28 protein-coding genes and 1 pseudogene are annotated in these 23,887 nt (G+C 52.7%); 11 read left to right on the top strand and 18 right to left on the bottom strand.

Annotated elements, in window-relative coordinates; translation table 11 throughout:
• Window positions 1-11 precede the first annotated feature (11 nt).
• Window positions 12-746 (bottom strand): molybdate ABC transporter substrate-binding protein, encoded by a 735-nt coding sequence (gene modA / locus AB1763_09720; protein MEW5833099.1) that lies wholly within the window; start codon window positions 744-746, stop codon window positions 12-14.
• Between the two features lie 227 nt (window positions 747-973).
• On the opposite strand from modA, the gene AB1763_09715 reads away from it, so the two are divergent.
• Entirely contained in the window at window positions 974-1,927 is a 954-nt protein-coding gene (locus AB1763_09715; GenBank protein MEW5833098.1) for a DUF4238 domain-containing protein, read from the top strand.
• A gap of 23 nt (window positions 1,928-1,950) precedes the next feature.
• Here the strand turns inward: AB1763_09715 and AB1763_09710 are convergent, their stop codons facing one another.
• From AB1763_09710 to AB1763_09660, 11 genes are all read right to left on the bottom strand, one after another.
• Entirely contained in the window at window positions 1,951-2,727 is a 777-nt protein-coding gene (locus AB1763_09710) for a TOBE domain-containing protein (protein ID MEW5833097.1), read from the bottom strand.
• A 1-nt stretch (window position 2,728) separates the two neighbouring features.
• Entirely contained in the window at window positions 2,729-3,244 is a 516-nt protein-coding gene (locus AB1763_09705; protein MEW5833096.1) for a hypothetical protein, read from the bottom strand.
• 37 nt (window positions 3,245-3,281) lie between these two features.
• Entirely contained in the window at window positions 3,282-4,073 is a 792-nt protein-coding gene (locus tag AB1763_09700) for a shikimate dehydrogenase (GenBank protein ID MEW5833095.1), read from the bottom strand.
• Entirely contained in the window at window positions 4,070-5,482 is a 1,413-nt protein-coding gene (locus tag AB1763_09695; protein MEW5833094.1) for an anthranilate synthase component I family protein, read from the bottom strand. The genes AB1763_09700 and AB1763_09695 overlap by 4 nt, the downstream gene beginning before the upstream one ends.
• 1 nt (window position 5,483) lies before the next feature.
• Window positions 5,484-6,404, bottom strand: a complete 921-nt coding sequence (locus AB1763_09690; GenBank protein ID MEW5833093.1) for an SPOR domain-containing protein — start codon at window positions 6,402-6,404, stop codon at window positions 5,484-5,486.
• Window positions 6,405-6,432: 28 nt separating this feature from the next.
• Window positions 6,433-6,975, bottom strand: coding sequence for a DUF1882 domain-containing protein (locus AB1763_09685; protein ID MEW5833092.1), 543 nt, complete (start codon window positions 6,973-6,975; stop codon window positions 6,433-6,435).
• A gap of 83 nt (window positions 6,976-7,058) precedes the next feature.
• Complete coding sequence (locus AB1763_09680; GenBank protein ID MEW5833091.1) at window positions 7,059-8,306, bottom strand: serine hydroxymethyltransferase; 1,248 nt, start codon at window positions 8,304-8,306, stop codon at window positions 7,059-7,061.
• Window positions 8,303-9,820 (bottom strand): lysine--tRNA ligase, encoded by a 1,518-nt coding sequence (gene lysS / locus AB1763_09675; GenBank protein MEW5833090.1) that lies wholly within the window; start codon window positions 9,818-9,820, stop codon window positions 8,303-8,305. Before lysS ends, AB1763_09680 begins: the two co-directional genes overlap by 4 nt.
• 13 nt (window positions 9,821-9,833) lie before the next feature.
• Window positions 9,834-10,316 (bottom strand): Fur family transcriptional regulator, encoded by a 483-nt coding sequence (locus AB1763_09670; protein ID MEW5833089.1) that lies wholly within the window; start codon window positions 10,314-10,316, stop codon window positions 9,834-9,836.
• A 2-nt stretch (window positions 10,317-10,318) separates the two neighbouring features.
• Complete coding sequence (locus AB1763_09665; protein MEW5833088.1) at window positions 10,319-10,900, bottom strand: CvpA family protein; 582 nt, start codon at window positions 10,898-10,900, stop codon at window positions 10,319-10,321.
• The gene (locus AB1763_09660) at window positions 10,900-11,829 is read right to left on the bottom strand and encodes a GGDEF domain-containing protein (protein MEW5833087.1); all 930 of its coding nucleotides are present in this window, start codon (window positions 11,827-11,829) and stop codon (window positions 10,900-10,902) included. Before AB1763_09660 ends, AB1763_09665 begins: the two co-directional genes overlap by 1 nt.
• 248 nt (window positions 11,830-12,077) lie before the next feature.
• On the opposite strand from AB1763_09660, the gene AB1763_09655 reads away from it, so the two are divergent.
• Window positions 12,078-13,424, top strand: a complete 1,347-nt coding sequence (locus AB1763_09655; protein MEW5833086.1) for a class II 3-deoxy-7-phosphoheptulonate synthase — start codon at window positions 12,078-12,080, stop codon at window positions 13,422-13,424.
• 81 nt (window positions 13,425-13,505) lie between these two features.
• Here the strand turns inward: AB1763_09655 and AB1763_09650 are convergent, their stop codons facing one another.
• The 4 genes from AB1763_09650 to gatC all read right to left on the bottom strand — a co-directional run bounded on the left by AB1763_09650 (window position 13,506) and on the right by gatC (window position 15,732).
• Window positions 13,506-13,913 carry a Fur family transcriptional regulator gene (locus tag AB1763_09650; protein ID MEW5833085.1) on the bottom strand — a complete coding sequence of 136 codons (408 nt, stop codon included), beginning with the start codon at window positions 13,911-13,913 and terminating at the stop codon, window positions 13,506-13,508.
• Window positions 13,914-14,015: 102 nt separating this feature from the next.
• Window positions 14,016-15,098, bottom strand: a complete 1,083-nt coding sequence (locus tag AB1763_09645; protein ID MEW5833084.1) for a type IV pilus twitching motility protein PilT — start codon at window positions 15,096-15,098, stop codon at window positions 14,016-14,018.
• The gene (locus AB1763_09640; protein MEW5833083.1) at window positions 15,085-15,438 is read right to left on the bottom strand and encodes a Spx/MgsR family RNA polymerase-binding regulatory protein; all 354 of its coding nucleotides are present in this window, start codon (window positions 15,436-15,438) and stop codon (window positions 15,085-15,087) included. Before AB1763_09640 ends, AB1763_09645 begins: the two co-directional genes overlap by 14 nt.
• Before the next feature lie 3 nt (window positions 15,439-15,441).
• Entirely contained in the window at window positions 15,442-15,732 is a 291-nt protein-coding gene (gatC, locus tag AB1763_09635) for an Asp-tRNA(Asn)/Glu-tRNA(Gln) amidotransferase subunit GatC (protein ID MEW5833082.1), read from the bottom strand.
• Window positions 15,733-15,853: 121 nt separating this feature from the next.
• Between gatC and AB1763_09630 the strand changes: the two genes are divergently transcribed.
• From AB1763_09630 to AB1763_09590, 9 genes are all read left to right on the top strand, one after another.
• Window positions 15,854-16,450 carry a hypothetical protein gene (locus AB1763_09630; GenBank protein MEW5833081.1) on the top strand — a complete coding sequence of 199 codons (597 nt, stop codon included), beginning with the start codon at window positions 15,854-15,856 and terminating at the stop codon, window positions 16,448-16,450.
• Entirely contained in the window at window positions 16,450-17,448 is a 999-nt protein-coding gene (locus tag AB1763_09625) for a PQQ-binding-like beta-propeller repeat protein (GenBank protein ID MEW5833080.1), read from the top strand. Before AB1763_09630 ends, AB1763_09625 begins: the two co-directional genes overlap by 1 nt.
• Complete coding sequence (locus AB1763_09620; protein ID MEW5833079.1) at window positions 17,448-18,269, top strand: tyrosine-type recombinase/integrase; 822 nt, start codon at window positions 17,448-17,450, stop codon at window positions 18,267-18,269. Before AB1763_09625 ends, AB1763_09620 begins: the two co-directional genes overlap by 1 nt.
• Window positions 18,270-18,328: 59 nt before the next feature.
• Complete coding sequence (locus tag AB1763_09615) at window positions 18,329-18,670, top strand: cupin (GenBank protein ID MEW5833078.1); 342 nt, start codon at window positions 18,329-18,331, stop codon at window positions 18,668-18,670.
• A gap of 7 nt (window positions 18,671-18,677) precedes the next feature.
• Window positions 18,678-19,295 carry a type III pantothenate kinase gene (locus tag AB1763_09610; protein MEW5833077.1) on the top strand — a complete coding sequence of 206 codons (618 nt, stop codon included), beginning with the start codon at window positions 18,678-18,680 and terminating at the stop codon, window positions 19,293-19,295.
• On the top strand, window positions 19,289-19,909 hold the full coding sequence (hisG, locus tag AB1763_09605; protein MEW5833076.1) for an ATP phosphoribosyltransferase: 621 nt from the start codon (window positions 19,289-19,291) through the stop codon (window positions 19,907-19,909). The genes AB1763_09610 and hisG overlap by 7 nt, the downstream gene beginning before the upstream one ends.
• A 64-nt stretch (window positions 19,910-19,973) precedes the next feature.
• Window positions 19,974-20,492: a glycine zipper 2TM domain-containing protein gene (locus AB1763_09600; GenBank protein ID MEW5833075.1), complete on the top strand. Its 519-nt coding sequence runs from the start codon at window positions 19,974-19,976 to the stop codon at window positions 20,490-20,492.
• A 99-nt stretch (window positions 20,493-20,591) separates the two neighbouring features.
• Entirely contained in the window at window positions 20,592-21,587 is a 996-nt protein-coding gene (gap, locus tag AB1763_09595; GenBank protein MEW5833074.1) for a type I glyceraldehyde-3-phosphate dehydrogenase, read from the top strand.
• Complete coding sequence (locus tag AB1763_09590) at window positions 21,587-22,825, top strand: glucose-6-phosphate isomerase (protein ID MEW5833073.1); 1,239 nt, start codon at window positions 21,587-21,589, stop codon at window positions 22,823-22,825. The genes gap and AB1763_09590 overlap by 1 nt, the downstream gene beginning before the upstream one ends.
• A 12-nt stretch (window positions 22,826-22,837) precedes the next feature.
• On the opposite strand, the gene AB1763_09585 is transcribed toward AB1763_09590, so the two are convergent.
• Together AB1763_09585 and AB1763_09580 are read right to left on the bottom strand one after the other, a co-directional pair.
• Window positions 22,838-23,188, bottom strand: coding sequence for a CZB domain-containing protein (locus tag AB1763_09585; protein MEW5833072.1), 351 nt, complete (start codon window positions 23,186-23,188; stop codon window positions 22,838-22,840).
• Between the two features lie 48 nt (window positions 23,189-23,236).
• Window positions 23,237-23,848: pseudogene (locus tag AB1763_09580) on the bottom strand (methyl-accepting chemotaxis protein).
• Between the last annotated feature and the right edge of the window lie 39 nt (window positions 23,849-23,887).

The raw sequence follows: 23,887 nt of genomic DNA, 5'->3' as shown, positions 1-23,887 counted from the left end.
TTTCCAATACGTTACTGTACGACAAAGCCGTATTTTTTGAGAATCTCATTGGCCTCTTTGGTTTCAAAAAAGGAGATGAAAGCTTTTGCTTCAGGATTGTTATTTATCAATACATACCCCTGGACAAGCTTCGGATGAGACTCTTTCGGAATCAAAAAGGACGGCGTATCTCGTAGAGCTGGACTTGAAGCGATGGAGAGGGCTAAAATTGCAATATCGGCTGCTTTGGTTTGGGCATATTGTGCCGTTTGATTAATGTTTTCACCGTAAATGAGTTTGGATTTGATCTTGTCATACACACCGTACGTTTTAAGAGCGGCCACTGCGGCGCGTCCGTATGGGGCGTGTTCGGGATTGGCGATTGCGATTTTCTTTACATTGGATGAGAGCAACGTATTCATCCCCTTGGCCGTATCGATCGTATTGCTCCATAAAACGATACGCCCGATAGCGTATGGTTTAACTTCACCGACTGCTTTTCCAGCGGCTTTGAGCTTTTTAGGGTAGTCAATATCTGCGCTATAGTAGATGTCATAGGGTGCGCCGTTGCTAATCTGGGTGAACGCTTTGCCTGAGGAACCGAACATCGTATTGATTTTTGTCTCGGGATGACGTTTCATATACACTTTGGCAATATCATCGAGTGCATACTTCATATCGGCGGCAGCGGCAATATTGACTTCACCGGCGACTAAAGAGGAAATGGAGAATGCCAAAGAGGCCAGGACAAGTTTGAGCGGATGCATGAAACTCCTTTGTGTCTGTTTTGATATAACGATAAACCAAACGTTGCAAAAACGGTTCGCAGAAAAGGGCGACAATTACGTTATGTTTTGTAAGATATAACGAAATTATAGAGAAAAAGGCTTAAAGTTTGTAGGAGAATGATAAAAAAGTGTTATGGATTTTACATATTTTATTTTTTGTGTAAGAATTGGAGATAAATATATTTTTTTATAGAGAGGAATAAATTTTGGAAAAAAATAAACAGATAAAACGTAACCACCATTATGTATGGAGCCATTATTTAAAAAGTTGGGCTAAAGTCACTGATGTATTCTATATTTCTAAAAAGGGGAAAATTTCTAAAGATAGTATTAAAGGACTTGCGAAGGAAATTGACTTTTACAAAATTAATCCGCTTAATATAGATGATATTGAATATATAAAAAGATTTTCGGCGATGTCACCCGATTTTCTTCAAGAAATGCATATGTCACATTTGCAATACTTTATAAAGCTATCAAATGTATCCAATACTATTTCACAATCTAAGATTTATTCCAAAGATTTGGAATTGCTTAATAATGTAATAAAACACAATAGTTTGGAAAATTTACACTCATTATTTGAAGATACTGCGGTAAAGGCTATTAATGAGCTTTCAAAAGGAAATAAAAATATTTTAGATACTGCAACCAATATGATTTCGTTCTGCACATTTTTAGGTCATCAGCTTACAAGAACAAAAAGAATGAAAGAGAGATCATCTGATGCGATCAATATGAGTATGCCATTTACTAATGAAGCATTGCTATTTGAAAAAAATTGGTGGTTTTTGAGTTTTATGTTAGGAATTAATGTTGGATGGAGCTTATATGAATCTAAAACTCGGAACAAACATATCTATATAACAAACAATACGGATATTCCTTTTATTACGAGTGACAATCCAATAATAAACGTACATAGTTCTGTTAAAGGATTGAATGAATTTGAGGCACCAGAATATGCAGATTTTTTTATTCCTCTTTCACCAAAATACGCGTATATGATAAATGATTCTTCAGATTATGACCATCTTGAATTATCTATAAGTGCTGAAGAAGTAAAAAATTTCAATCAAGCGATCTATGAAAAATCACACAAAACTGTATTTGCGTCGGAAGAGAGTGCGTTGAAAGATATGAAAGCAAATAAATTTTGATTTTCTAGTGTGGTGAAGTAAGTTTACAACCCGATAATAATATGTTTCGGAGAGATCAGGGCGTAGGCGTTCATCCCCTCGGAGAGCTTTTTGGTATCTTTGGGATTCATCAGGGCGATCAGCTCGGTAAAGAGATCAAGGGCGAAGGTGATCTCATCGGTTTCGTCCTGCGATTCGATGCGACTGATCGTCCCCTTGAGACAGTTCATCGGTTCATCGCTTTTTGGAGGAGCGGTAACGATGCTGACATCGCTCGATTTGATGATGGCATAGAGATCGCATCCGATCGTGAGACCCATACTCCGGATCGATTTGAGGGTGATGACGGACTGGATTTTATGGCTTCCGTTCAAAGAGAGGGTGAGGATACCGTTCAGCCCGCGTTCTTCGATAGAGAGGAGGGTGGCGGGGAGCTGATTGCGCGCACTGGTGGTAAGGAACGTACGGCTGAGGATGCGGGCGAGCCGTTCGGGGTCGTCTCCCGCTTCGCTGAACCGGTCGATAAACTGGCGGTGAAGCTCGTTGAAACGGTGAAACGTCGCGATGAGTTCGCGGGCGTAGGGGGTGAGTTTCGTCCCGCCGCCCCCACGGCCCCCTGTGAGGCGTTCGATGAGAGGCTGATCGGCGAGCGCGTTCATCCCGTTGATCCGTTCCCATGCCGCCTTGTAGCTCATTTTCATCTCTTTGGCGGCGGCGTTGATCGATCCCGTTTTATCGATCCGTTCCAGCAGTTCGATCCGTCCGGCGCCTAAAAAACTTTGACCCTCTTTGGTGAGCCAGAAACGTCCGTCGATTTTCACGTTATTCCTCTGCCGAAGCTTCTTTGGGAATAAAATTGAGCAATTTTTTCGCGACGCTTACGGGGCAGAAAAAGAAGAGTTCGAACATCGGGGTGATGACCGTCGTGTTCTCGTCGATGATTTCGAACGCTTTGAAGCTGAATCCCGCGCCGTCGGCTTCGTTGTTCATGGCAACCGTAAAGGTCAGCGGGGAGAGTGAACGAAGCATGTTCGTGACGTTTTTGCAGTTTTTGTCCTCGGGCGAAGCCATGAGGTTTGGATTACCGTCCTTGCGGGCATTGAGGCGGGTACTGAGGAGGGAAAGGTTGTCGCGGTGGATGTTTTTGTTCCATTTGATCAGCCCTTTGGGAAAACGGAGCAGGGCCGTTTTGGAGACGAGGGGATGCGGAGAGGTACGGTGTATCGTCTCAAGGAGTTTCAAAAACGAATTTTTCCCGCCGATCGCTGCGGCATAACCGAGGAGCTGATCGCGAAGGAGAATTTTTTCAGCGTCGTTGAGCTGATAGAGAGGGCACATCAAGAGCCTTTGCATTTAGATGGCTAATTATAGCGGTTTAATACAAAAAACTTCGACGCATGGCCGGTTCGATTTCCACCGGAGTGTATTTGCAGTGCAGGAAGAGGTGGCTGGCCAACACCCCCTGCTGCAACAGCATGTCCGATCCGTCTTTATAAGGGAGGTCGCAGGATTTGACCTCCCGCAAAAACGGGGTTTCTTTGCCGTAGATGACGTCGACGGCCGCTTTGCTGCGTGAGAGAAGTCCATGCAGCAGGGGTGCGGGAATCGGCAGTTCGTTATCCGACAATCCCGCCGAGGTCGTATTGATGATCATATCGTAGGCAGCGGGTGAAAACTCCTCCCACGCGTAGGCGGCGAACCCTTCGGTCTTGAAATAGTCCAGCCGTCCGGCGGAGCGGTTGAGTACGGCGACGTCGATCCCCTTGGCGCGCAGGGCGACGGAAAGTGCGCGCGCGGTCCCTCCCGCTCCGAGAATCAGTGCGGAGCGTACCTCGCCGAAGGATTCGATGGCCCGGATGAAACCGTCGGCGTCGGTGTTGTAACCGATCAAGCGGCCGTTTTCGAGGACGAGCGTGTTAACCGCTTTAACCATCGAGGCGATGCCGCGCACTTCGTCGCACTGCGCATAGGCCGATTCTTTGTGGGGAACGGTGACGTTGGCGCCGCTGAGGGCTTTGGCAAAAAATACCTCTCGAAGTTTTTGGCCGTCGCTCAAATGGGTACGCGTATAGCACGCATCGATGCCGAGGGTTTTAAAGACGTTGTTGTGCATCAGCGGGGAGCGCGAATGGCTCACCGGATCGCCGAAGATCGTAAAGAGCTTCATTGCGGTTCGAGCAGATCATCCAGGGTACTGGTGAGCGCACCGAGTTTGTTGGTCACTTCGAGGTATTCGAGTTCGTGGACCGAATCGGCGACGACGCCCGCACCCGCCTGCAGGATCACTTCATCTTCTTTGATGAGAGCGGTACGGATCGTGATCGCGCTGTCCATGTTGCCATCAAACCCGAAATAGCCGATGGTGCCGCTGTAATAGCCCCGCTTGACCCCTTCGAACTGGGCGATCAGCTCCATCGCGCGGATTTTCGGCGCCCCGGTCATCGTTCCTGCGGTAAAGACGGCGGCGAGAAGATCGAACATGTCCCTGTCGTCGCGGATCGTCGCGTAAACGTCCGAGACGATGTGCATGACGTGCGAATAACGTTCGACATGCATCATCTCTTCGACCCGTACCGTGCCCGTTTTGGCGACCCGACCGACGTCGTTGCGCCCCAGATCGATCAGCATCAGATGCTCCGCGAGTTCTTTGGGATCGGAGAGGAGTTCTTCTTCGAGTTCGAGGTCGCGCTGTTTTGTCCCGCCCCGTTTACGGGTCCCGGCGATCGGCCGCAACAGGATTTCGCCGTCACTGAGGCGGACCATCACTTCCGGGGAACTTCCGACGATGTTGAAATCCTCAAACTCCATCAGATACATGTAGGGAGAGGGGTTCTTGAGGCGGAGGATCCGGTAAAAACTGAACGGATCGACCTGTGCGTGGCGGATGTAGCGGTTCGTCATCAGGATCTGGAAAACGTCGCCGCTTTTGATCATCTCTTTGGACTTGTCCACCATCGAGAAAAACTGCTCTTTGCTAAAGATGAACTCGCCGCCCCGGTCGTTGCGGATCGGTGCCAGCGGGGTATACGTATAGGGCGCTTTGAGCGTCGCTTCGATCTCGTCGAACCGTCCGATAAAACCGTCGAGACAGCTGAGCAGCGTGATCGTCGCGTTTTTGTGCGAGATGACGAAGGTGAGTTTGGGGAGAATCAGGTCCATGTCGGGAATATGGGTCTGATCCAGCAGATTCGACATCGATTCTTCGAGTACGGGTTCGAAAACCTGCACCATGTCGTATCCGATGTAGCCGATAAAACCGTCGATATAGCCGACCCCGAGTTCCCGAGCCCGCTCGCGGTATGTTTTCTGATCGAGCGCGGAATAATACTTTTTCAAAAAGGCGAAAGGGGAAACATCCAATATCTGCCGTTCTCCCGACGCATCGGTGTAGACGGTCGTTTTGTCGGCGTAGGTGAGGCGTTCGCGGCCTCCGATCACGATGATCGTGTAATTTCCTTCGCTGCTCCCGGCACTTTCGAACAGAAAACTGACTTCGCCGGGAAAAAGTTTTTTGGCCTTTTCGTATACGGCGATGGGTGCGAACTGGTCAAGCGAAAAACGGCGGGAAGTGATCACATTATCCCTTTACGATGTAGGCGCCGGCTTCGATGTTTTTGCGGACGGTTCCGATGACGTCACGCGCCGCTTTTTCACCCTGGAAAGGTCCTACGAGCACTTTGGTGGCCGCACCTGAGGGGACGGTCGTGTATTTCAGGCCGCTGGCGTTGAGACGGTCGAAGAGGGCTTTATTCGGCTCTTTGGTAAACGAACCGACCTGAATGTAATAGACGCCTCCGGTTGCGGCGGCCTTGGGCGCTTCGGCCGTTTTCGGTGCGGTCGTCTCGGTTTTGTCGGCGGTTTTCGCCGGTGCGGTTTCGGTGGCTTTCGCTACCGGCTGAGCGGCGGGTTTGGCTGCAGCGGGAGCCGTAGTGGGAGCTTTTTTCGTTTCGGCCGTTTTCTTCGGCTCTGCGGGCTTGACGCTTTTGATCGTCGGAGTGGCTACCACGGCGGGTTTGGCCGCCGGTTTGGGCTCGGCTTTCGGTGCCGACACGACGGTCGGGGTCTTGGGCTGCGTCCCGGGGGCGACGTTTTGGCGTGCCGGAACGGCAGGAGCGGCGACCGGCGCAGGGGCGGTAACGGCAGCGGCAGGCTGGAGCGTTTTCTCCTGAACCGGCGCGTTATCGAACGATTCTTGCTTGATTTTCTGGGCGATTTGACCCAGATCCTGCGCGGGGGCGGTCGTATTGCTTCCCTCTTCGATCACTTCGACCGGCTCAAACAGCGGATCATCGATGATTTCGGTCGGTGCGGAAGGTTCGGGAGGAATCGCGGCATGCGGCGGCTGCTCTTCACTTTCGCTTTTGAGAGAGTTCATGATAACCAGTACGATGATCAAAACAAGGGTCAGCGTCGCAATCGCGAGCAAGAGCTTTTTGCTGTTGGAACCCGAACCGCTTTTGTTCAGGATGATATCGTTGAGCTCGTTTTTTTCTTCCATTGAAAGGGTTTCCTTCTGAGTTTATCGGTTACATGTGCTTCGACCATGAAGCTCCGCGCTCTTTGGCGTAGACCTCATAGGGAAGATTGAGAATATTGTACTCGATCGGTAAATCGAGGGTCGGAAACATCCGCCATTGTTTGGGCTGTTTGGCAGCCAATTTCAGCGAAATCATTTTACCCAGTTGATTGGCTTCTTGTAAAGTTGTGTGCCCCTTATGGATATAGACGTGAAGATGCCCCGGCGTTTTTGTTTCGAATGCGGTGAAATTGATGAACCCTTCCTCGCGCAGCAGCAGCTGCGTGCGGTGATAAAAGCGTTGCGGATCGGTCCCGTTGTAATCGATGACGATGTTTTCGACTTTGTCGAATTTGTTGATGAGGGAATGGGCGACGGTGATCTGCCCCTTGAGGTGCTGATCGATGATCGATTGGGTCAGCGTTTTGTCGATACGCTCGTATTTGTTGTAAAAAGTACGCCCTTTGAAATCGATTTTATTGACGACACTGTCGTGTTTGAGCCAATAATGATCCGTAATCATTTTGATCAGTTTCATGTCCATCGATGTCACAGGGTATCCTTTTTTACTGATGCGATCGTACTACCGACTTTCTCCCTTTCGGGGAGAAAAAAGGCAATTTTTAGACAGCTTGCTTAATAAGTAGGCTGTTTGTAGATGACGAAATTTCTCGCCAGTGCCTGAAGCTCCGCTTTGATGGCGGCTTGTTTTTCGGTATTGTCGATGTCGTCGAGAACGTCGGCGATCCGGTTTGCGATCAGTTCGAACTCTTTTTCTTTCATCCCGCGCGAGGTGAGGGCGGGGCTGCCGATACGGACACCGCTGGTGACGAACGGAGAACGCGTTTCGCCCGGAACGGTATTTTTGTTGACGGTGATCCCGGCACGTCCGAGTGCGGCATCGGCGTCTTTACCGCTGAACGGCTTGTTCAGGAACGATACGAGGACGAGGTGGTTGTCCGTACCGCCGCTGACGATATCGTATCCGCGTTTCATCAATACGTCGGCGAGTACTTTGGCATTGGCCTTGACCTGTTTGGCGTACGTTTTCCACTCATCGGAGAGGTTGTGCTTGAAACCGACCGCTTTGGCCGCGATGACGTGTACAAGCGGCCCGCCCTGGAGTGCGGGGAAGATGGCCGAGTTGATTTTTTTGGCGATCTCTTCGTCGTTGGTGAGGATCATACCGCCGCGGGGACCCGCAAGGGTTTTATGCGTTGTGGTCGTGACGACGTCGGCATACGGGAAGGGGCTTGGATGCTCGCCCGCACAAACCAGACCCGCGATGTGGGCGATGTCGGCGAACAAAATCGCTCCTACCGCATCGGCGATTTCGCGGAATTTTTTGAAGTCGATTTCGCGTGCATAGGCCGAAGCGCCGCAGACGATGATTTTAGGCTGGACGATCTTGGCGATGTCCATGACGCGATCGTAGTTGATGCGGCCGTCAAGCTCGACGCCGTACGAGAAACTGTGATAGTTTTTACCCGAAAAGCTCACTTTGGAACCGTGGGTCAGGTGACCGCCGTGGCTGAGATCCATTCCCAGCAGCTTGTCGCCCGCCTGCAGCAAGGCGGCGTAAACGGCACCGTTGGCTGAAGAACCCGAGTGGGGCTGGACGTTGGCGTAATTACAACCGAACAGTTTGCACGCACGGTCGATCGCCAGCTGCTCTACGCCGTCGGCGAATTCGCACCCGCCGTAGTAGCGTTTTGCCGGATACCCTTCGGCGTATTTGTTCGTAAACACCGATCCCATCGCTTCCATAACGGCCGGAAGGGTGAAGTTTTCCGATGCGATCATCTCGAGGTGATCGGTCTGACGTTCGAGCTCTTGCTCGCACAGGGCGTAAATTTCGTTGTCAAATTCTTTGAGGAAACTCATTCTTCTTCTCCGTGTTGGTTTTGAGTGTGGTGCAGCGGTTTCATCGCCGGGAAGAGCAGTACGTCCCGGATGGAATGCTGGTTGGTGAGCATCATGACGAGGCGGTCGATCCCGATTCCCTGACCCGCCGTCGGTGCCATGCCGTAGCTGAGCGCCGTGACGAAGTCTTCGTCCATTTCGTGCGCTTCGTCGTCGCCCGAATCTTTCGCCGCCATCTGCGCTTCGAAACGTTCCAGCTGATCGACCGGATCGTTGAGTTCGCTGAATGCGTTGGCAATTTCACGCCCGGCGATAAAGAGTTCGAAACGGTCGGTCAGTTCGGGACGCTCGTCGTTGCGGCGCGCCAACGGCGAGATTTCGACCGGATAGTGGGTGATGAACGTCGGGTTGATCAGCTTATGCTCGACGAATTCATCGAAGAGCTCGCCTTGCAGCTGCCCCAGGTTCATCGCGGCGTTGGCCTCGAGGTTATTGGCTTTGAGGTAGGAAAGAATCGCTTCTTTGTCGTTGACGATCTCCTCCGGGACGCCGCCGATGACGCTGAGGCTTTTGACCAGTTCGATCTCGGTGAACTGTGCAAAATCGACTTCCAGCTCGCCGTAGGGGAGGCGTTTGGGAAGGTCAAGATGGTCGAAAAGGTATTCGAAATACTCTTTGGTGATTGCGATCAGGTCTTTATAGGTTTTGTAGGCCCAGTAAAACTCGATCGAGGTGAATTCGGGATTATGGGTCGCATCCATCCCTTCGTTGCGGAAGTTGCGGTTGATTTCAAACACCGCTTCGAAGCCGCCCACGATGAGACGTTTGAGATACAGTTCCGGAGCGATCCGAAGATAACGGTCAACCCCCAGGGCATTGTGGTGGGTGACGAACGGTTTGGCGTTCGCCCCGCCCGCGATGGGGTGCATCATCGGCGTTTCGACTTCCAGGAACCCTTTGTCTTCGAAGAAACGGCGGGTAAGGCTGATCACCTTGGAACGGATATGGAACGTTTTGCGCACTTCGGCGTTCATGATCAGATCGAGATAGCGCTGGCGGTAGCGCATCTCTTTGTCCTGAATCCCGTGGAACTTTTCGGGGAGCGGGGAGATCGCCTTGGTCAGGATTTTGAGACTGTCCGCATGCAAGGAGAGTTCGCCTTGCTGCGTGACGAACGGATAACCGCTCACTTCGACGATGTCGCCCACTTCGACGAGCTTTTTGAACACGTCGTTATAGAACCCCTCGGGGAGATTGTCGCGTGCGACGTAGACCTGGAGCATTCCGCTTTCGTCTTCGATCTTCAAAAAGCTCGCTTTTCCCATCAGGCGGAAGAGTTTGATCCGTCCGGCGACGGTGTAGTGGCGGTGCTCGTCGCGTTTTTCTTCTTTCTGAAAAAGATCGGAGTTGACGTTATGGTACTTTTCGATCGTCGTATTGCGCTCGGAGTGATTCGCATACGGATCTATCCCCAGTTCCCTCAGGGCCTGGGCTTTTTCGATCCGCTGCTGTACGTATTGGTTTTCGAATGCCAATGGTATTCCTTTCTTAGTTTTTGGATTTGTCCTGGCAGGTTTTGCAGATGCCGTAAATCTGCATCGAATGCTCCTGCATTTTAAAACCCAGCGTTTCGGCGATTTTTTTCTGCCGTTCTTCGATTTCGTCGTCGACGAATTCGGTGATCGTTCCGCATTGGGTACAGATCAGGTGGTCGTGGTGGTCTTTGGCCCCGAGTTCGTACTTTTTCCCCTGTGCCCCGAACGAGAGCGAGGTAACCATATCCGAATCTTCCAGCAGCGAGAGAGTGCGGTAAACGGTCGCGATTCCGGTATTGAGATCGGGATGCTTCTCCTGGATCAGATGATGCAGCGCTTCGGGAGTGAGATGTTCGTCGGAATTGTACAGCATCTCGAGAATCACTTCGCGCTGGATCGTGAATTTCAGACCGTTTTCTTTAAGGAGCTGCTTGAAATCGCTCAGCAGCTTGTTGTACTCGACCGTACGTTCGGTAAAATCGGTATAAGAACCCATGCTTATCGCTCCTCGTTGGTTTGGTTGGCATCGCGGGTGGCGTTGGCGTCGGTGGCATTCGCGTCGCTGGTGTTGGCGTCAAGGATGGCTTTGAGATCGTCGGTTTCGATATGGAGGATGAAATTCCCCGTCGCCATCATCGGTTCGTAAAAGAAACTGTGGGCCATCTTCTCCTCGAAATTTTCGCGGATCGCCGTAACGCTGAAAAGGGCGTAGACGATGATGGAGAGGATAAAAAAGAATTTGCTGCTCCCGACCACGAACCCCAGAATCTGGTCGAGCGTTCCCAGGCCGCTGAGGGTGCTGAGGCGTTTGAAGCCGCTTCCTAGGGCGACCATCAGAAGCCAGAAAATCCCCAGTGCGAAGACAAAGCCCATCAGGTTGATCGCGGTAGCGGTTTCGAAATGAAAAACCGTATCGCTGAGGAAGTGCCCGATGATGCCGCCGAGGTGCGAGGCGACGAAAACGCCCCCTACGATGCCGACCATGCCGAATACTTCTTTGGAAAAACCGTTTAGAAGCCCTTTGAGCCCGAGCAGGAGAACGATCGAGCCGACCGCGACGTCAAAATAGTTCAGATCCATCAAAACTCCGTTTCCAAGCGGTCTTTGCCGTTGTTTTTAGCTCGGTAGAGTGCCGTGTCGGAACGTTCGATGATCGCATCGAGCGTATCGTTCGGCACGATTTGCGTCAGCCCGATGCTCAGGGTGACGGCAATCTGCTGGTTCTGGAACAAAGGTTTGTTGTTACGGCACAGCGAAAGGAGGCGCTCGCCGACGAGACGGGCGCCCGCTTCGTCGGTTCGGTTGAGAAGGATGATGAACTCTTCCCCGCCGAAACGGTAGACGCGGTCCCCCTCGCGAAGCGCTTTTTTCAGAAGCTTGGCGATGAAAATGAGTACCTTGTCCCCCGCGATGTGGCCGAAGCGGTCGTTGATCCGTTTGAAATCGTCGACGTCGACCATCAGGGCGAAAATGTCGAAATGGGTATTTTCCCGGGCAAGTACCGGCTTGAGATGTTCCTGAAGGGCATAACGGTTGTAAACCTTGGTGAGCGGATCGAGGGTCGTTTTCATCTCGAGGGTTTTGACCTGCTCCATCAGGCCGCTTATGACCTGGTTGGCGCGTGAGACTTCGTCGCTGAGATGGGACTGGATATCGTTGAACTTTTCGGTGATTTTGTCGAAATTGATCAGTTCTTCTTCCTGGCTTTCGGCCAGCAGCGAACCGTGGTCGGCCGTGATCTTTTCGAAATTTTCATTGGTTTGCGAATACGAGGTGATGCTTTGCAGCGCGAGTTCTTTGTACCCTTCGAAAGTCCCCTCGGAGCGGTACTGCTGGAGATCGAACTCGCCCGATGAATACGATTCGAGTACCTCATGCAAAGCGGCTTCGGCAAGTTCGGAAAATTCGGAAGAAGCGAGTGTAGCCTGATTGTTGCTCAGGGATTCCAGCCGAACGGAGAGCTCTTTGCAAAAATGGAGTAGGAAAGGGTTGAAACGGCTGTTGTCCATTCTCGGCCTTTGGTGCAATATTCAATCGGTCAACTCCCGCAAGAACGGGTCGGCCTGGCAAAAAGAAGGACTTTTAGACCCCATGGGAGTCTAGGGAAAGCCCCCTTTATAATTGCCGCCATTATACTTTTTCAAACATAAATCTAAGATTTGATTCCACCAATCAGTCCCTTTTTAGATTAAAACGATACAATTCACAAAGACAATAACCGGGCGGTGCGTAAACGCAGGTACGAGGAGATAAACGAATGAATACGTGGACACGATCCAGCTGGAGAACAAAACCGATCAAGCAGCAGCCGGTCTATCCCGACCAGACCGCTTTGGAAGAGGTCGAATCCGTTCTGCGCAATTATCCTCCCCTTGTTTTCGCCGGTGAAGCGCGCATGTTGAAAAAAAGCCTCGCCGACGTATGTGCGGGGAAAGCGTTCCTGTTGCAGGGAGGCGACTGTGCCGAAAGCTTTTCGGAATTTCACGCCACCAACATCCGCGACACGTTCAAAGTGATGATGCAGATGGCGGTTGTCATGACCTTTGCCGGCGGGGTACCCGTCGTCAAGGTCGGACGTCTGGGCGGCCAGTTTGCCAAACCGCGTTCGTCCGATACCGAAACGGTGGAAGGTGTTACGCTTCCCAGCTACCGCGGGGACATCATCAACGGCGTCGAATTCAGCGCCGAAGCCCGGATTCCCGATCCGCAGCGTATGGTCCAGGCCTACAACCAGTCGGCGGCCACGCTGAACCTTCTGCGTGCGTTCGCGTCGGGGGGACTGGCCGATCTGAACCAGGTACATGCGTGGAATCTCGGATTCGTCGGGCAGAACGAAATGACCAAAAAATACGATGAGCTGGCCCGTCAGATCGACGATTCACTCCGTTTTATGGCGGCATGCGGAATCATTTCCGAAAATTACCGGACGCTCCGCGAAACCGATTTCTATACCTCCCACGAAGCGCTTCTGCTCAACTATGAGGAGGCGTTTACGCGTCAGGATTCGCTGACGGGTGAGTGGTATGACGTTTCGTCCCACATGCTCTGGATCGGTGACCGTACCCGCCAGCTTGACGGAGCACACGTCGAATTCATGCGCGGTATCCAGAACCCTATCGGGGTCAAGGCCGGTCCGTCGATGGACCCCGACGACCTCGTCCGCTTGTGCGACGTCCTCAACCCCTCGAACGAAGCGGGACGGCTGAACATCATCGTCCGGATGGGAGCCGATAAAGTTGCCGAAGGAATGCCCAAGCTGATCCGCGCGATCGAGCGGGAAGGAAAACAGGTCGTCTGGAGCTGCGATCCGATGCACGGCAACACGATTACGAGCAACGGCTACAAAACGCGCCCGGTCGATTCGGTTCTGCGGGAGATGAAACAGTTTTTCCAGGTACACAAAGCCGAAGGAACGTACGCGGGGGGAGTGCATCTCGAAATGACCGGTAAAAACGTCACCGAATGTCTGGGGGGATCGTTCGAGATCACCGAAGAGAATCTCAAAAGCCGTTATCACACCCACTGCGATCCGCGTCTTAACGCCGACCAGTCCCTCGAACTTGCATTCCTCATCGCCGATACGCTCAAAGAAGCGCATCGCTAATTCCATTCCCTCCGAAGACGCCGCGCTTTGCGGCACTTTCCCTTTGTCCGCTATCCGATACGGTTTTTGAAGAAAACGGTTTTATTTGGCCTGACAGTGAGGGCAGATTCCCGTGATCACGACCGACACGTCGTCGGCTTTGTACCCTGCCATGTCAAATCCCGGATCTTTCAGAAGCGACGAGGGATTCATCGGAATGTCTTTGAGTTCGCCGCACTCTTTACAGACGACGTGGGCATGCTGCGCCTTTTCGATTTCGTAGCGGGTTTTGTACCCCGCCACTTTGACTTCCCGTATCAGGCTCACGTCCATCATGCTGTGGATGTTTTTGTAGAGGGTGGCAAGGGAGATGGAGGCGAATTTTTGGAGAATGGAGCGGTAGAGCTCATCAATGGTGATGTGACCGGCCGAATGCATTAGCTCGATGATGGCGATACGTTGCGGCGTCGCTTTGAGACGGTGACGTTTAAGGAGCTCTTGGTGTTTCATAATCCGCGATTATAGAAAATAAAAAAGGAAAAAAGGGATAAAGCAGAGGGTTAGGGCAAACTTTTGAAAAAAAGTTTAAGGTTTCCCCGAAAAAGGGGGAAATCACATCGTCCTGATAATCCGGAGCAGTTCGTCGGGTTTGTTCGAGAACTGGATCGCGGTATCGCGGCTGATAAGCTTTTTGCGGAGGCATTCGACGATTTCCTGCGTCTGGGTCGACATATTGGTCTCCTGCTGGTTGAGCTGCATCTGTGAATAGAGCTGATGGACTTTGTCTTCGCGAATCAGGTTGGCAATCGCGGGATTGGTGATCATCACCTCCTGCGCAGCAATCCGCCCGCCGCCGATTTTGGGCATCAGAACCTGCGAAATGACGGCGACCAGAGAGGTTGAGAGCTGAGCCCGCACCTGCGGCTGCTCGTCGCCGCTGAAGACGTCGATGATACGGTTGATCGTCTGGGGGGCGGAATTGGTGTGGAGCGTTCCGAAGACCAGGCGACCGGTTTCGGCGGCGGTAAGTGCCGCCTGGATCGTCTCTTTGTCCCGCATCTCACCGATCAGGATGACGTCGGGATCCTGTCGGAGGGCGTATTTGAGCGCCGCGGAGAAACTGCGGGTATCGGTGCCGATGTTACGGTGGGAAAAGAGCGATTTTTTGTTCGTGTGGACGAACTCGACCGGATCTTCGACGGTGATGATGTGGCGCGATTCGGTCATGTTGATCTCGTTGAGCATCGCCGCGAGGGTTGTCGATTTACCGCTCCCCGTCGGACCAGTGACGAGGATGAGCCCTTTTTCGCGTTTGATGATGCTTTTGAAGATTTTTTTGGCGTTGAGATCGTCCAGCGAAGGGATGGTCACCGGGATGATACGGAACGCGCAGGCGATGTCTTCCATCGTTTTGTAGTAGTTGGCACGGAAGCGGCCGACGTCGGGGATGACGATCGAAAAATCGAGTTCGTTGTATTCTTCGAAGGTCTTTTTCTGCTTTTCGGTGAGGAGTGAATAGGCCATCTCTTCGATGTCGCGCCCGTCCAGAACGGGGAGATTGAGGGCAACGAGCCGACCGTCGATACGGATCTGGGGCTCGGAGCGGCTGACGAGGTGAAGGTCGGACGCTTTGTAAGCGACGACGCTTTTGAGGAGTTTGTGGATATCGAGCGGAGCGCCGTTATTGTCTTGCATTGGCGAAAATTCCTTCGTATTGGATTAGGTCGAATCCGACGATCAGGCCGGCGGGCGATTCGATCACCGGGCGCTTGATCAGGAGATTGTGGTCGCTCATCCAGCCGATTTTTCCCGAATCGTCCAGTGTAAGCGATTTGAGCCCGAGGGCACGGTAGGTCGTCCCTTTGGTATTCAAAAGGGTTGAAACGGGGACGGTGCGGGCCCACTCGGCAATTTTTTCTTTGCCGACGGGAGCGGTTTTAAAATCGTGGAATTCATACGGGATCGAGTGCGCGTTCAAAAAATGAAGCGCTTTTTTGACGCTGTCGCAGTTTTTGATGCCGAAAACACGAACCATCGGTTACTCGATGATTTTCGGTACGATGAAAAAATGGTCCTGTGCCTGCGGTGCGTGGGATAGGATGTCGTCGTTGACGCGGCGGTCGGCGATCCCCTCATCCTCGCGAAGGCGCGTCGGAGCGTCCGACATCGCAAACGTCGCTCCCACCCCTTCGGTGTCGAGTTCGGCGAGGTTGTCGACGAACGAAACGATTTCGCTCAGCTGCGCGATCATTTCGGCGCGATGCTCCTGCGGAATTTCGAGGTAGGAGAGTTTTTCGAGTCTCTGTAAAAGGGTTTCGTCGATTTGCATGGTTAACCTGATTCGTGATAAATTTATGAAAATAATTGTAGCGAAAAAATCGGTTTACGAAACTTTAACATTGGCTGAGCTATCATTACCCTTTAAGCGAAGGCAAAAATCAGGAGTTATTTTGAGTCTGAAAGAAAACATGGACGCTCTCAAAGAGGAGCTCAATTCCGAAGAGAAGTTTCTGGAAAGCGCGATCAAAACCGAGCGTTTTATCAAGCGGTACCAAAAACCGCTGATTGCGGGAGTCGTATCGCTTCTGTTCGCGGCGACCGGGGCAATCGCCTATCAGGCTTACACCGATGCGAAAATCGAAAGTTCGAACGCGGCGCTCAATACGCTGTTGCTCAACCCGGGGGATAAGAGCGCCGAAGCGACGCTCAAAAACGACAATCCCGCTTTGTACGACCTGTGGAAGCTCAGCCGCGGAATCGCCCAGAACGACCCTCTCATTCTCTCTTCGCTGAAAAACTCCGAAGCCTTCGGTGTCGCCGACATCGCTTCGTACGAAGCCGCGATCATCAAATCCGACGCCGCGGGGCTGGAGAGCTACACCAAGCGCCAGGGCGCGCTGTACAAAGACCTGGCACTGCTCGAACTCGCCGTCCACGCTCTCGAAGAGGGCAATACCGCGCTGGCGCATCAGAAAATCTCCCAGATCGGCGAAGAGTCACCCATTTATCAACTGGGGCAGTCGCTGTCTCATTACGGAGTCAAATAATGAAATTTTCCCTGCTTGCGCTGAGTGCCGCCCTGGCCGTATTTTTTAGCGGATGTTCCCACAAAGAGGTGTACAAACCCGATGACGTCAAGGGAGAATGGCGAAACGCCGGGCGTCTGAGCGATTCGATCGCTCAGGTCACATCGAACGCCGCGTTGCTCGAAAACGGAGTTCTCCTTGCCAAAGACGGTGAAAAACGGGTCAAACTCCCCGAGGGATACCGTCTGCTCAACGGCGGCTCGGAATGGATCGTGACCGAAAGCCCCGAGCGCAATCTCGTCCTTTTCTCCTCGGAGGGGGGAGAAGGCAAGGTGACGTTTGAATTCAAGCGGGGAGTCGCCGCCGCATCGGTTCAAGACGATATTCTGGCCGTGCTGTTTGCAAACAACGAGATGGCACTTTATTCGCTGGAATCGAAAAAGTTACTTTTCAAAGAGGCGTCGAACGCATCGGTCGCGGTAGATTCACGCATCGCCAACCCCTATTTTCTCAAAGAGCTGGTACTGTTCCTGACGCTTGACGGTAAAATCGTCATCGTTAATTCCCAGACCAAACAGGTGCTCCGCTCGGTCGTCGTCAGCTCCGAAGAGTATTTCAACAATATCGCCTATCTCAATGTCATCGACAACAATCTCGTCGCGTCGACCGGGTATGGGGTTTTGGCATTGTCGCAAAAAGAGGCTCGGGAAAAATACGACATCCGCAATATCGCCTATACAAATGAGGGGATCTGGCTGACGACCAAACAAGGCGAGGTGATCGCTCTGTCGCCTGCGCTGCAGTTCCGCGCCAAAAAGAAATTTCCTTTTGCCCATTTCGTGGGGATCAGCGTCCAGAACGACCGTGTTTACGTGCTGGAAAAAGAGGGGTATATGATCGCCCTGACCAAAAACCTTCTGGCGTACGACGTGTACGACGTCGATCTCCAGGAAGGGGATAAGATTTTTGTCGGCGACGGCCGTTTTTATTTCGACGACCGCTATATCTCCATCCAGTAATGTCGGGAGAGCTTGACGCTTTTATCGAATACATCACGGTCATCAAAGCGCTGAGCCCGCGGACGGTCGACGCGTATGCGAGCGATCTCGATGAGATCGAAAAAGCGACGGGCAAAAGCCTGACCCGGATCGATCCGGCCGATGTTTTCGCGCTGTGGGGATCGATTCCCAACAAACGGACCCTCAACCGAAAACTTTCCTCTTTCAATTCCTTTCTCGATTTTTGTCATCGGAGCCGGTTCGATTCGATCTCCTCGAAGTTTTCCCTTTCCAAAATCCCGAAAAATCTTCCCAAATACCTCACCTATGAGACGATCCAGTCCGGACTCGCCCGGATCGATCGCAGCGACTGGCTCGGGCTTCGCGACTACGCGCTGATCCTTTTTCTGTACGCGACGGGGACGCGGATCAGCGAATGCCTCGAGGCGCAGGAAGGGGACATCGAAGGGGAGTGGCTCCGTATCCGCCACGGAAAAGGGGAAAAAGAGCGCTACGTTCCGATCGCCGAAGAAGCGATGAGGGCGCTGCGCGCTTACCGCGAGGCATGTCCGTATAGCCGCCCGCTGTTATGGCTCAATTACCGCGGAGAACCGCTCAGCCGCGTTTCGGCTTTCAAGGTAACGCAGAAGTATCTGGACACCTCTCCCCACGCCCTGCGCCACTCGTACGCGACGGCCCTGATCCTCGGCGGCGCCGATTTGCGGGTTGTGCAGGAGCTGCTGGGGCACGCGTCGCTGCTCACCACGCAGATCTATACCCACGTTCAGAAACAGAATCTTCAGGAGACGGTCAGAGAGTGCCATCCGATGGCGCGGGATTGATTTTCATCAAGAGAAAATCGCAGCGGCTCCGGTATGATCTTCGTTAAAAAGGAGTTTCCATGCATCAGGCTTCATTTACGTCCGACATCGTTTACGGCGACGCCCAACCCGTCATTACCCCTCTCATCGATAGCGGCTTTACCAAAGAGATCCGGATCGTTTTTCGTACGGGTCAATCGATGAAAGCCCATAAAACGTCGTTTCCGATTACGGTAATGATCGTATCGGGCAGTATCGATTTCGGGGTGGGCGAGGAACGTTTTACGCTCAACACGGGGGATGTGATCGCGCTGGAAGGAAACGTCATGCATGACCTGAACGCACTGGAAGATTCGGTTGTCCGATTGAGCCTGCACAAAGGCGACAGTGTCGCGAGGGTCAATTCCGTACTTAAGTTATAATGTCGGCATGATTTTATGCGACGTCGGCAACACATCGGTTGATTTGTACAAGGAAGGGAAACGGACCAAAATCGGTGCCGGGGATTTTGATCCCGCTTCCATCACCGGGACGGTCTGTTTTATCAGCGTCAATGCCCGGTTCAGTCAGCGCGTTGCGGGTCTGGCGAACTGGTACGATCTTCGCGGGCAGGTCGAGTGGGAAAAATATTACCCGACGATGGGAATCGACCGGATTATGGCGTGCGAAGCGATCGAAGACGGGGTCGTCGTCGATGCGGGGAGCGCGATCACCGTCGATATTATGGACGATGGAGTCTATCGGGGGGGATTCATCGCTTTGGGGCTTCGTGCCGCCGGCGATGCATACGCGCGCCTCTCTCCCGCGCTGGACGTGTCATGGAACTTTGAGGTTGATTTGGCTAAAATGGCGAAAAATACCCAAGACGCCGTCACGGCCGGGTTTCTGGCCCCTCTGGTCGCGCAGATCGGCAAGATCGGAAAACCGATCTATCTGTGTGGCGGCGACGCACCGGTCTTAAGCCGTTTTCTCCCCGATTCGGTCGTGGACGAAGAGCTGATCTTCAAGGGAATGAAAAAGTTAATCGAAAAAGGTAGAGTATGCTAAGTGTCGCACTCCCCAAAGGGCGGATCGCCGATGAAACGCTGGAGATTTTTGAATCGATTTTCGGCAGCGGGTTCAAATTCGACGATCGAAAACTGATTCTCCAGACCGAGAATTTCAAGTTCTTGCTGGTGCGCAACCAGGACGTCGCGACGTACGTCTATCACCAGGCCGCCGATATCGGCGTCGTCGGACTCGATACGCTCGAAGAGCAGGGGCTGGACGTCATCCGTCTGCTTGATCTTCAAAAAGGGAAATGCCGCATCGCCATCGGGATGCGGGCGGGTGAAAAGCCCGATTTCACCAAGAGCGAGATCAAAGTCGCGACCAAAATGGTCAACATCACGAAACGCTACTTTGCCGAACGGGCCGTCGCTGCGGACATCATCAAACTCTACGGTTCGATCGAACTCGCCCCGCTTGTCGGATTGGCCGACATGATCGTCGACGTTGTCGAAACGGGAAGTACGATGAAACAAAACGGCCTGGAAGTGGTGGAAACGATCATGGAATCTTCCACCCACCTGATCGCCAACAAAAACAGTTTTTTCGAGAAAAAAGACGAAATCCTCGACATCTACGAAAAAATCAATACGCTCCTTTACGGCAGTCGGTAAATTCACTATCGGTTAACAATCGGGCCGTACAATTGCCCGACAAATCGAACCGAAGGAATTATGCATGTCCATCACACCCCTTTCTAAATTCTCTTTTCCGATCCTTTTTTGCGGAACGTTGCTTAGCGCGGAGAGTTTTTCGACCGTCGAATACGTCAAGGTGACGCGTTCTTCTCCGGTCTATGCGACGATCCAGGAAGAGATTCCCGAAGAACGGTGCTACGACGTCCAGGAAGCGGTCGAAACCGGCGGCGGGATGAACAATGTAGTCGGTGCCGTTGCCGGCGGCGCACTGGGCGGCGTTTTGGGCCACCAGATCGGCGGCGGAACAGGGAAAACCGTTGCGACCGTCGGGGGCGCCGTTCTGGGGACGCTGGCGGGACAGAAAGTGGCCGGAAGCTACGGCGGGGGAAATACCCCATCTTATCGCACGGTACGCAAATGCGAGACCCAAAAAACCTACAAATCGCGCCAGGTGCTCAGCGGCTACACCAACACTGCCGTGTTCAAAGGAAAATCGATCAGCGTGGAGAGCGATCAACCTCTCAAAGAGATTCCCGTGACGGTCACCTACAGTTACTGACTTTTCCCCTTTACCGGGGGCTTCGACCCCCTTCTAACGCTCTCTTTAAACTTTTTTTGTTACAATAAAGCATTATTTTCTTTGAAATCAGGAGTCTCTATGGCACTCAAAGTGGCGATTAACGGCACAGGAAGAATCGGAATTATCGTAGCTAAAATCATCGCAGAACGCAGTGACATCGAGCTGGTCGCGCTTAATACGACCGCAAAACCCGAAATGCTTGAGTATCTGTTGAAATTCGACAGCGTCCACCGCGGTATCGACGCGAAAGTGATCGACGAACAGACGATCCAAATCGGCGGGAAAAACGTCCGCATGTTCAACGACCGCAATATCGACAACGTCGATTTCGGCGGTGCGGGCGCCGAAGTGGTCATCGAATGTACGGGTAAATTCCTGGATCAGGAAAGCTGTGCCAAACACCTCAAAAACGGTGTCAAGAAAGTAATCATGTCGGCACCGGCCAAAGACGACAGCCCGACGTACGTTTTCGGGGTCAATTCGGATCAGTACAAAGGGGAAGCCATCATCTCCAACGCCAGCTGTACGACCAACTGTCTTGGACCGATCACGAAAGTTCTCGACGACGCGTTCGGAATCGAAAACGGTCTGATGACGACGATCCATTCGTACACGAACGATCAGAACATCCTCGACGTCAAACACTCCAAAGATCCCCGCCGCGCGCGCGCAGCGGCGATGAACATGATCCCGACCTCTACCGGGGCGGCCAAGGCGATCGGCAAAGTCATGCCGCATCTGCAGGGAAAACTCAACGGATACGCGATGCGGGTTCCGACACCGGACGTTTCGGTCGTCGACCTGACCGTCAACCTGAAAAAAGAGGTGACCAAAGAGGAAGTCCATGCGGCGTTCAACGCGGCGGCGGAAGGGGCTTTCAAAGGGTTGATCGAGATCGACAACGACAAACGGGTCTCCTCCGATTTTATCGGAAGCACCTACAGCTCGACCTACGTTCCGGACATGACGAGCGTCGTGGACGGCAATACCGTCAAAGTACTGGCATGGTACGATAACGAATGGGGGTACAGCAGCCGGCTTGTGGACATGACGGTTCTCATCGGTAACCGCTGATGCTCCGCTTCGTCAACCACTTCAGCACGAAGAACATCGACCCTTTCACCATCGAAAAAGGGTACGAAGCTCTGCGTTTTGAAGCCCAAAGCGGCGAAGTAGGGTATTATGATCTTCCGCGCGCTTCGCAACCGCTGGTAGCAGAAGTGGAGGCTCTTCGCCCCGCAATCGACAAAAAATACAACACGATCGCCGTCATCGGGATCGGGGGATCGTCGCTGGGGATCAAAGCGATCGAACGTCTATTGCGTCCCGGCACCCCGAACGCCAAAAAAATCGTTTACCTCGAAAACTCCGATCCGATCAGCGTCAGCCAGGTAATTTCGCAGATCGACAAACCCCGCACCCTTTTCATCGTTATCTCCAAATCGGGCAGCACCGTCGAGACCCTCTCGATTTTCAAGCGGGTCATTGTCGCATTCGATCTGAAAGTGGAACATTCCGACCAGGTAATGGTGATCAGCGATGAGGGATCGGTCCTTTCGCGCTATGCGGACGAAAACGGATTGCGCCGTTTCGTGATCCCTTCCAACGTCGGAGGGCGTTTTTCGGTCCTCAGCGCGGTCGGGATCGTCCCCCTGACCCTCGCGGGGTTCGACACCCTCGAAGTCCTCAAGGGAGCCGAGGCGTTCCTGGAGCGTTTCTGGGAACGCAAAGAGGATCACCTGCTGCAAAAGGCGGCTTATTACGTCACCCATGCGCAGCGCTTTCCGATGAACGTCCTTTTCGCCTATTCCGACACCTTCGAGGAGTTCGGAAAATGGATGGTGCAACTGTGGGGCGAATCGCTCGGAAAACGGAATCGTCGCGGCGAACGGGTAGGGTTGACGCCGATCGCTCTGATCGGTTCGGTCGATCAGCATTCGTTTTTACAGCTGATCGTGCAGGGGCCGCTGAACAAAACGGTCACCTTCATGCACATCGCCGAATCCGAAGAATCGCTGATGATTCCCGAACTTTCGCTGCGCTATTTGGAGAAAAGCGATTTCGTCAACGGCCATTCGTTTAACGAACTGATCAACGCGCAGTGCATGGCGACGATGAAAAGCGTCATCGAAAGCGACGTCAGCGTCGATGACATCGAGTGGAAAAAAATCGATGAACATTCTGTCGGCGGGATGATCATCTATTACGAACTGCTCACGTCCGCCAGTGGAGCGCTGCTGGAGATCAACACGTACGATCAGCCCGGAGTGGAGTTGGGGAAACAGATTCTGGAAGGATATTTCAGGGGGTGACGCGAAGAGGCCTTAGGCCAGATTCGCGTGTTTCATCAGGTCGTCTTCGGATTCTTTGATCAGATTGTCCAGCAGGTCGAAAAGCTCGTGGCTTGCCACTTCCATTGTTTTGAAATTGTTCAGTACTTCTTCTTGATGCTCGATCGAGCGGTCTTCGCCTTCGATGAAAACCATGTTCGTATGAACCATTGTGTGTACCACTTCATGCGGCTTTTCCATCGGCTTGAAGCTGCCCAGATGCCCGAAACGGTCGTGTCCTACGCCGCCGTCGTACCATTGCCCCAGCCGGCAATTGTGATGATCGGCGAACTCCGTTTCCGCAACTCCGTTGACGATCGATTTGTAGGCGTTGGATTTGAAGATGATGTGGTCGATTTTGGCAAGCGTGACGAACGTCGTATTTTCGATCGCGGTGGCCTGAATCGCCGTGCTTTGGGCGTCGCGGTTGAACGTGTGGAGCGTCTGGCGGAACGATTCGATCGCGTGGCTGGATTCGTTGGCGATTTCGTTCATGTCTTCGGAGTTCGAATAGATCTCGGTGGTATCCTGCTGTAGGGTCTGAACGGCGATGGCAATCTCTCCGGTCGCTTTCTGGGTCCGTTCGGCCAGTTTGCGCACTTCGTCGGCGACGACGGCGAATCCGCGTCCGTGTTCCCCGGCGCGTGCCGCTTCGATGGCGGCATTGAGGGCGAGTAGGTTGGTCTGGTCGGCGATGTCTTTGATCAGGTTGACGACCGAGCTGATTTCGCTCGTTTTTTCGTTCAGCGAGTGGATCGCGTCGGCAGAGGTCTGGACCAGTTCGATCAGACGGCTGAGTTTGCTGATGATCTCTTCGAGTTCATGCACCGTCTGCGATGAGTTGTTTGAGGTAGCCTGACTGATCTCGGTGATTTTGTGGAGGCGCAAAATCGTGTTTTGCAAATCGTGCTGAATCACTTCGAGCCCGCCGCCGACGCCGGAGCCGATTTTGCCCAGCGCGCTGTTGAGGATCGATTTCTGGACGTGGAGGTAGTTGCTGTGCATCGCGTCGATCGCTTTGTTGACGAAGGCGCTCGCCTCTTT

The organism is Campylobacterota bacterium (assembly GCA_040752835.1).
Lineage (GTDB): Bacteria > Campylobacterota > Campylobacteria > Campylobacterales > Sulfurimonadaceae > Sulfuricurvum.
The sequence above is the reverse complement of the archived record's forward strand: the minus strand, read 5'-3'. Positions and strand labels throughout refer to the sequence as shown.

Coding starts and splice junctions, on each gene's coding strand:
- modA (MEW5833099.1), bottom strand. CDS start 746: ATGCATCCGCTCAAACTTGTCCTGGCCTCTTTGGCATTCTCCATTTCC.
- AB1763_09590 (MEW5833073.1), top strand. CDS start 21,587: ATGCTCCGCTTCGTCAACCACTTCAGCACGAAGAACATCGACCCTTTC.
- hisG (MEW5833076.1), top strand. CDS start 19,289: ATGCTAAGTGTCGCACTCCCCAAAGGGCGGATCGCCGATGAAACGCTG.
- AB1763_09640 (MEW5833083.1), bottom strand. CDS start 15,438: ATGGTTCGTGTTTTCGGCATCAAAAACTGCGACAGCGTCAAAAAAGCG.
- AB1763_09615 (MEW5833078.1), top strand. CDS start 18,329: ATGCATCAGGCTTCATTTACGTCCGACATCGTTTACGGCGACGCCCAA.
- gap (MEW5833074.1), top strand. CDS start 20,592: ATGGCACTCAAAGTGGCGATTAACGGCACAGGAAGAATCGGAATTATC.
- gatC (MEW5833082.1), bottom strand. CDS start 15,732: ATGCAAATCGACGAAACCCTTTTACAGAGACTCGAAAAACTCTCCTAC.
- AB1763_09620 (MEW5833079.1), top strand. CDS start 17,448: ATGTCGGGAGAGCTTGACGCTTTTATCGAATACATCACGGTCATCAAA.
- AB1763_09610 (MEW5833077.1), top strand. CDS start 18,678: ATGATTTTATGCGACGTCGGCAACACATCGGTTGATTTGTACAAGGAA.
- AB1763_09600 (MEW5833075.1), top strand. CDS start 19,974: ATGTCCATCACACCCCTTTCTAAATTCTCTTTTCCGATCCTTTTTTGC.
- AB1763_09645 (MEW5833084.1), bottom strand. CDS start 15,098: ATGCAAGACAATAACGGCGCTCCGCTCGATATCCACAAACTCCTCAAA.
- AB1763_09690 (MEW5833093.1), bottom strand. CDS start 6,404: ATGGAAGAAAAAAACGAGCTCAACGATATCATCCTGAACAAAAGCGGT.
- AB1763_09670 (MEW5833089.1), bottom strand. CDS start 10,316: ATGGGTTCTTATACCGATTTTACCGAACGTACGGTCGAGTACAACAAG.
- AB1763_09660 (MEW5833087.1), bottom strand. CDS start 11,829: ATGGACAACAGCCGTTTCAACCCTTTCCTACTCCATTTTTGCAAAGAG.
- AB1763_09650 (MEW5833085.1), bottom strand. CDS start 13,913: ATGAAACACCAAGAGCTCCTTAAACGTCACCGTCTCAAAGCGACGCCG.
- AB1763_09700 (MEW5833095.1), bottom strand. CDS start 4,073: ATGAAGCTCTTTACGATCTTCGGCGATCCGGTGAGCCATTCGCGCTCC.
- AB1763_09625 (MEW5833080.1), top strand. CDS start 16,450: ATGAAATTTTCCCTGCTTGCGCTGAGTGCCGCCCTGGCCGTATTTTTT.
- AB1763_09680 (MEW5833091.1), bottom strand. CDS start 8,306: ATGAGTTTCCTCAAAGAATTTGACAACGAAATTTACGCCCTGTGCGAG.
- AB1763_09705 (MEW5833096.1), bottom strand. CDS start 3,244: ATGTGCCCTCTCTATCAGCTCAACGACGCTGAAAAAATTCTCCTTCGC.
- AB1763_09665 (MEW5833088.1), bottom strand. CDS start 10,900: ATGGATCTGAACTATTTTGACGTCGCGGTCGGCTCGATCGTTCTCCTG.
- AB1763_09655 (MEW5833086.1), top strand. CDS start 12,078: ATGAATACGTGGACACGATCCAGCTGGAGAACAAAACCGATCAAGCAG.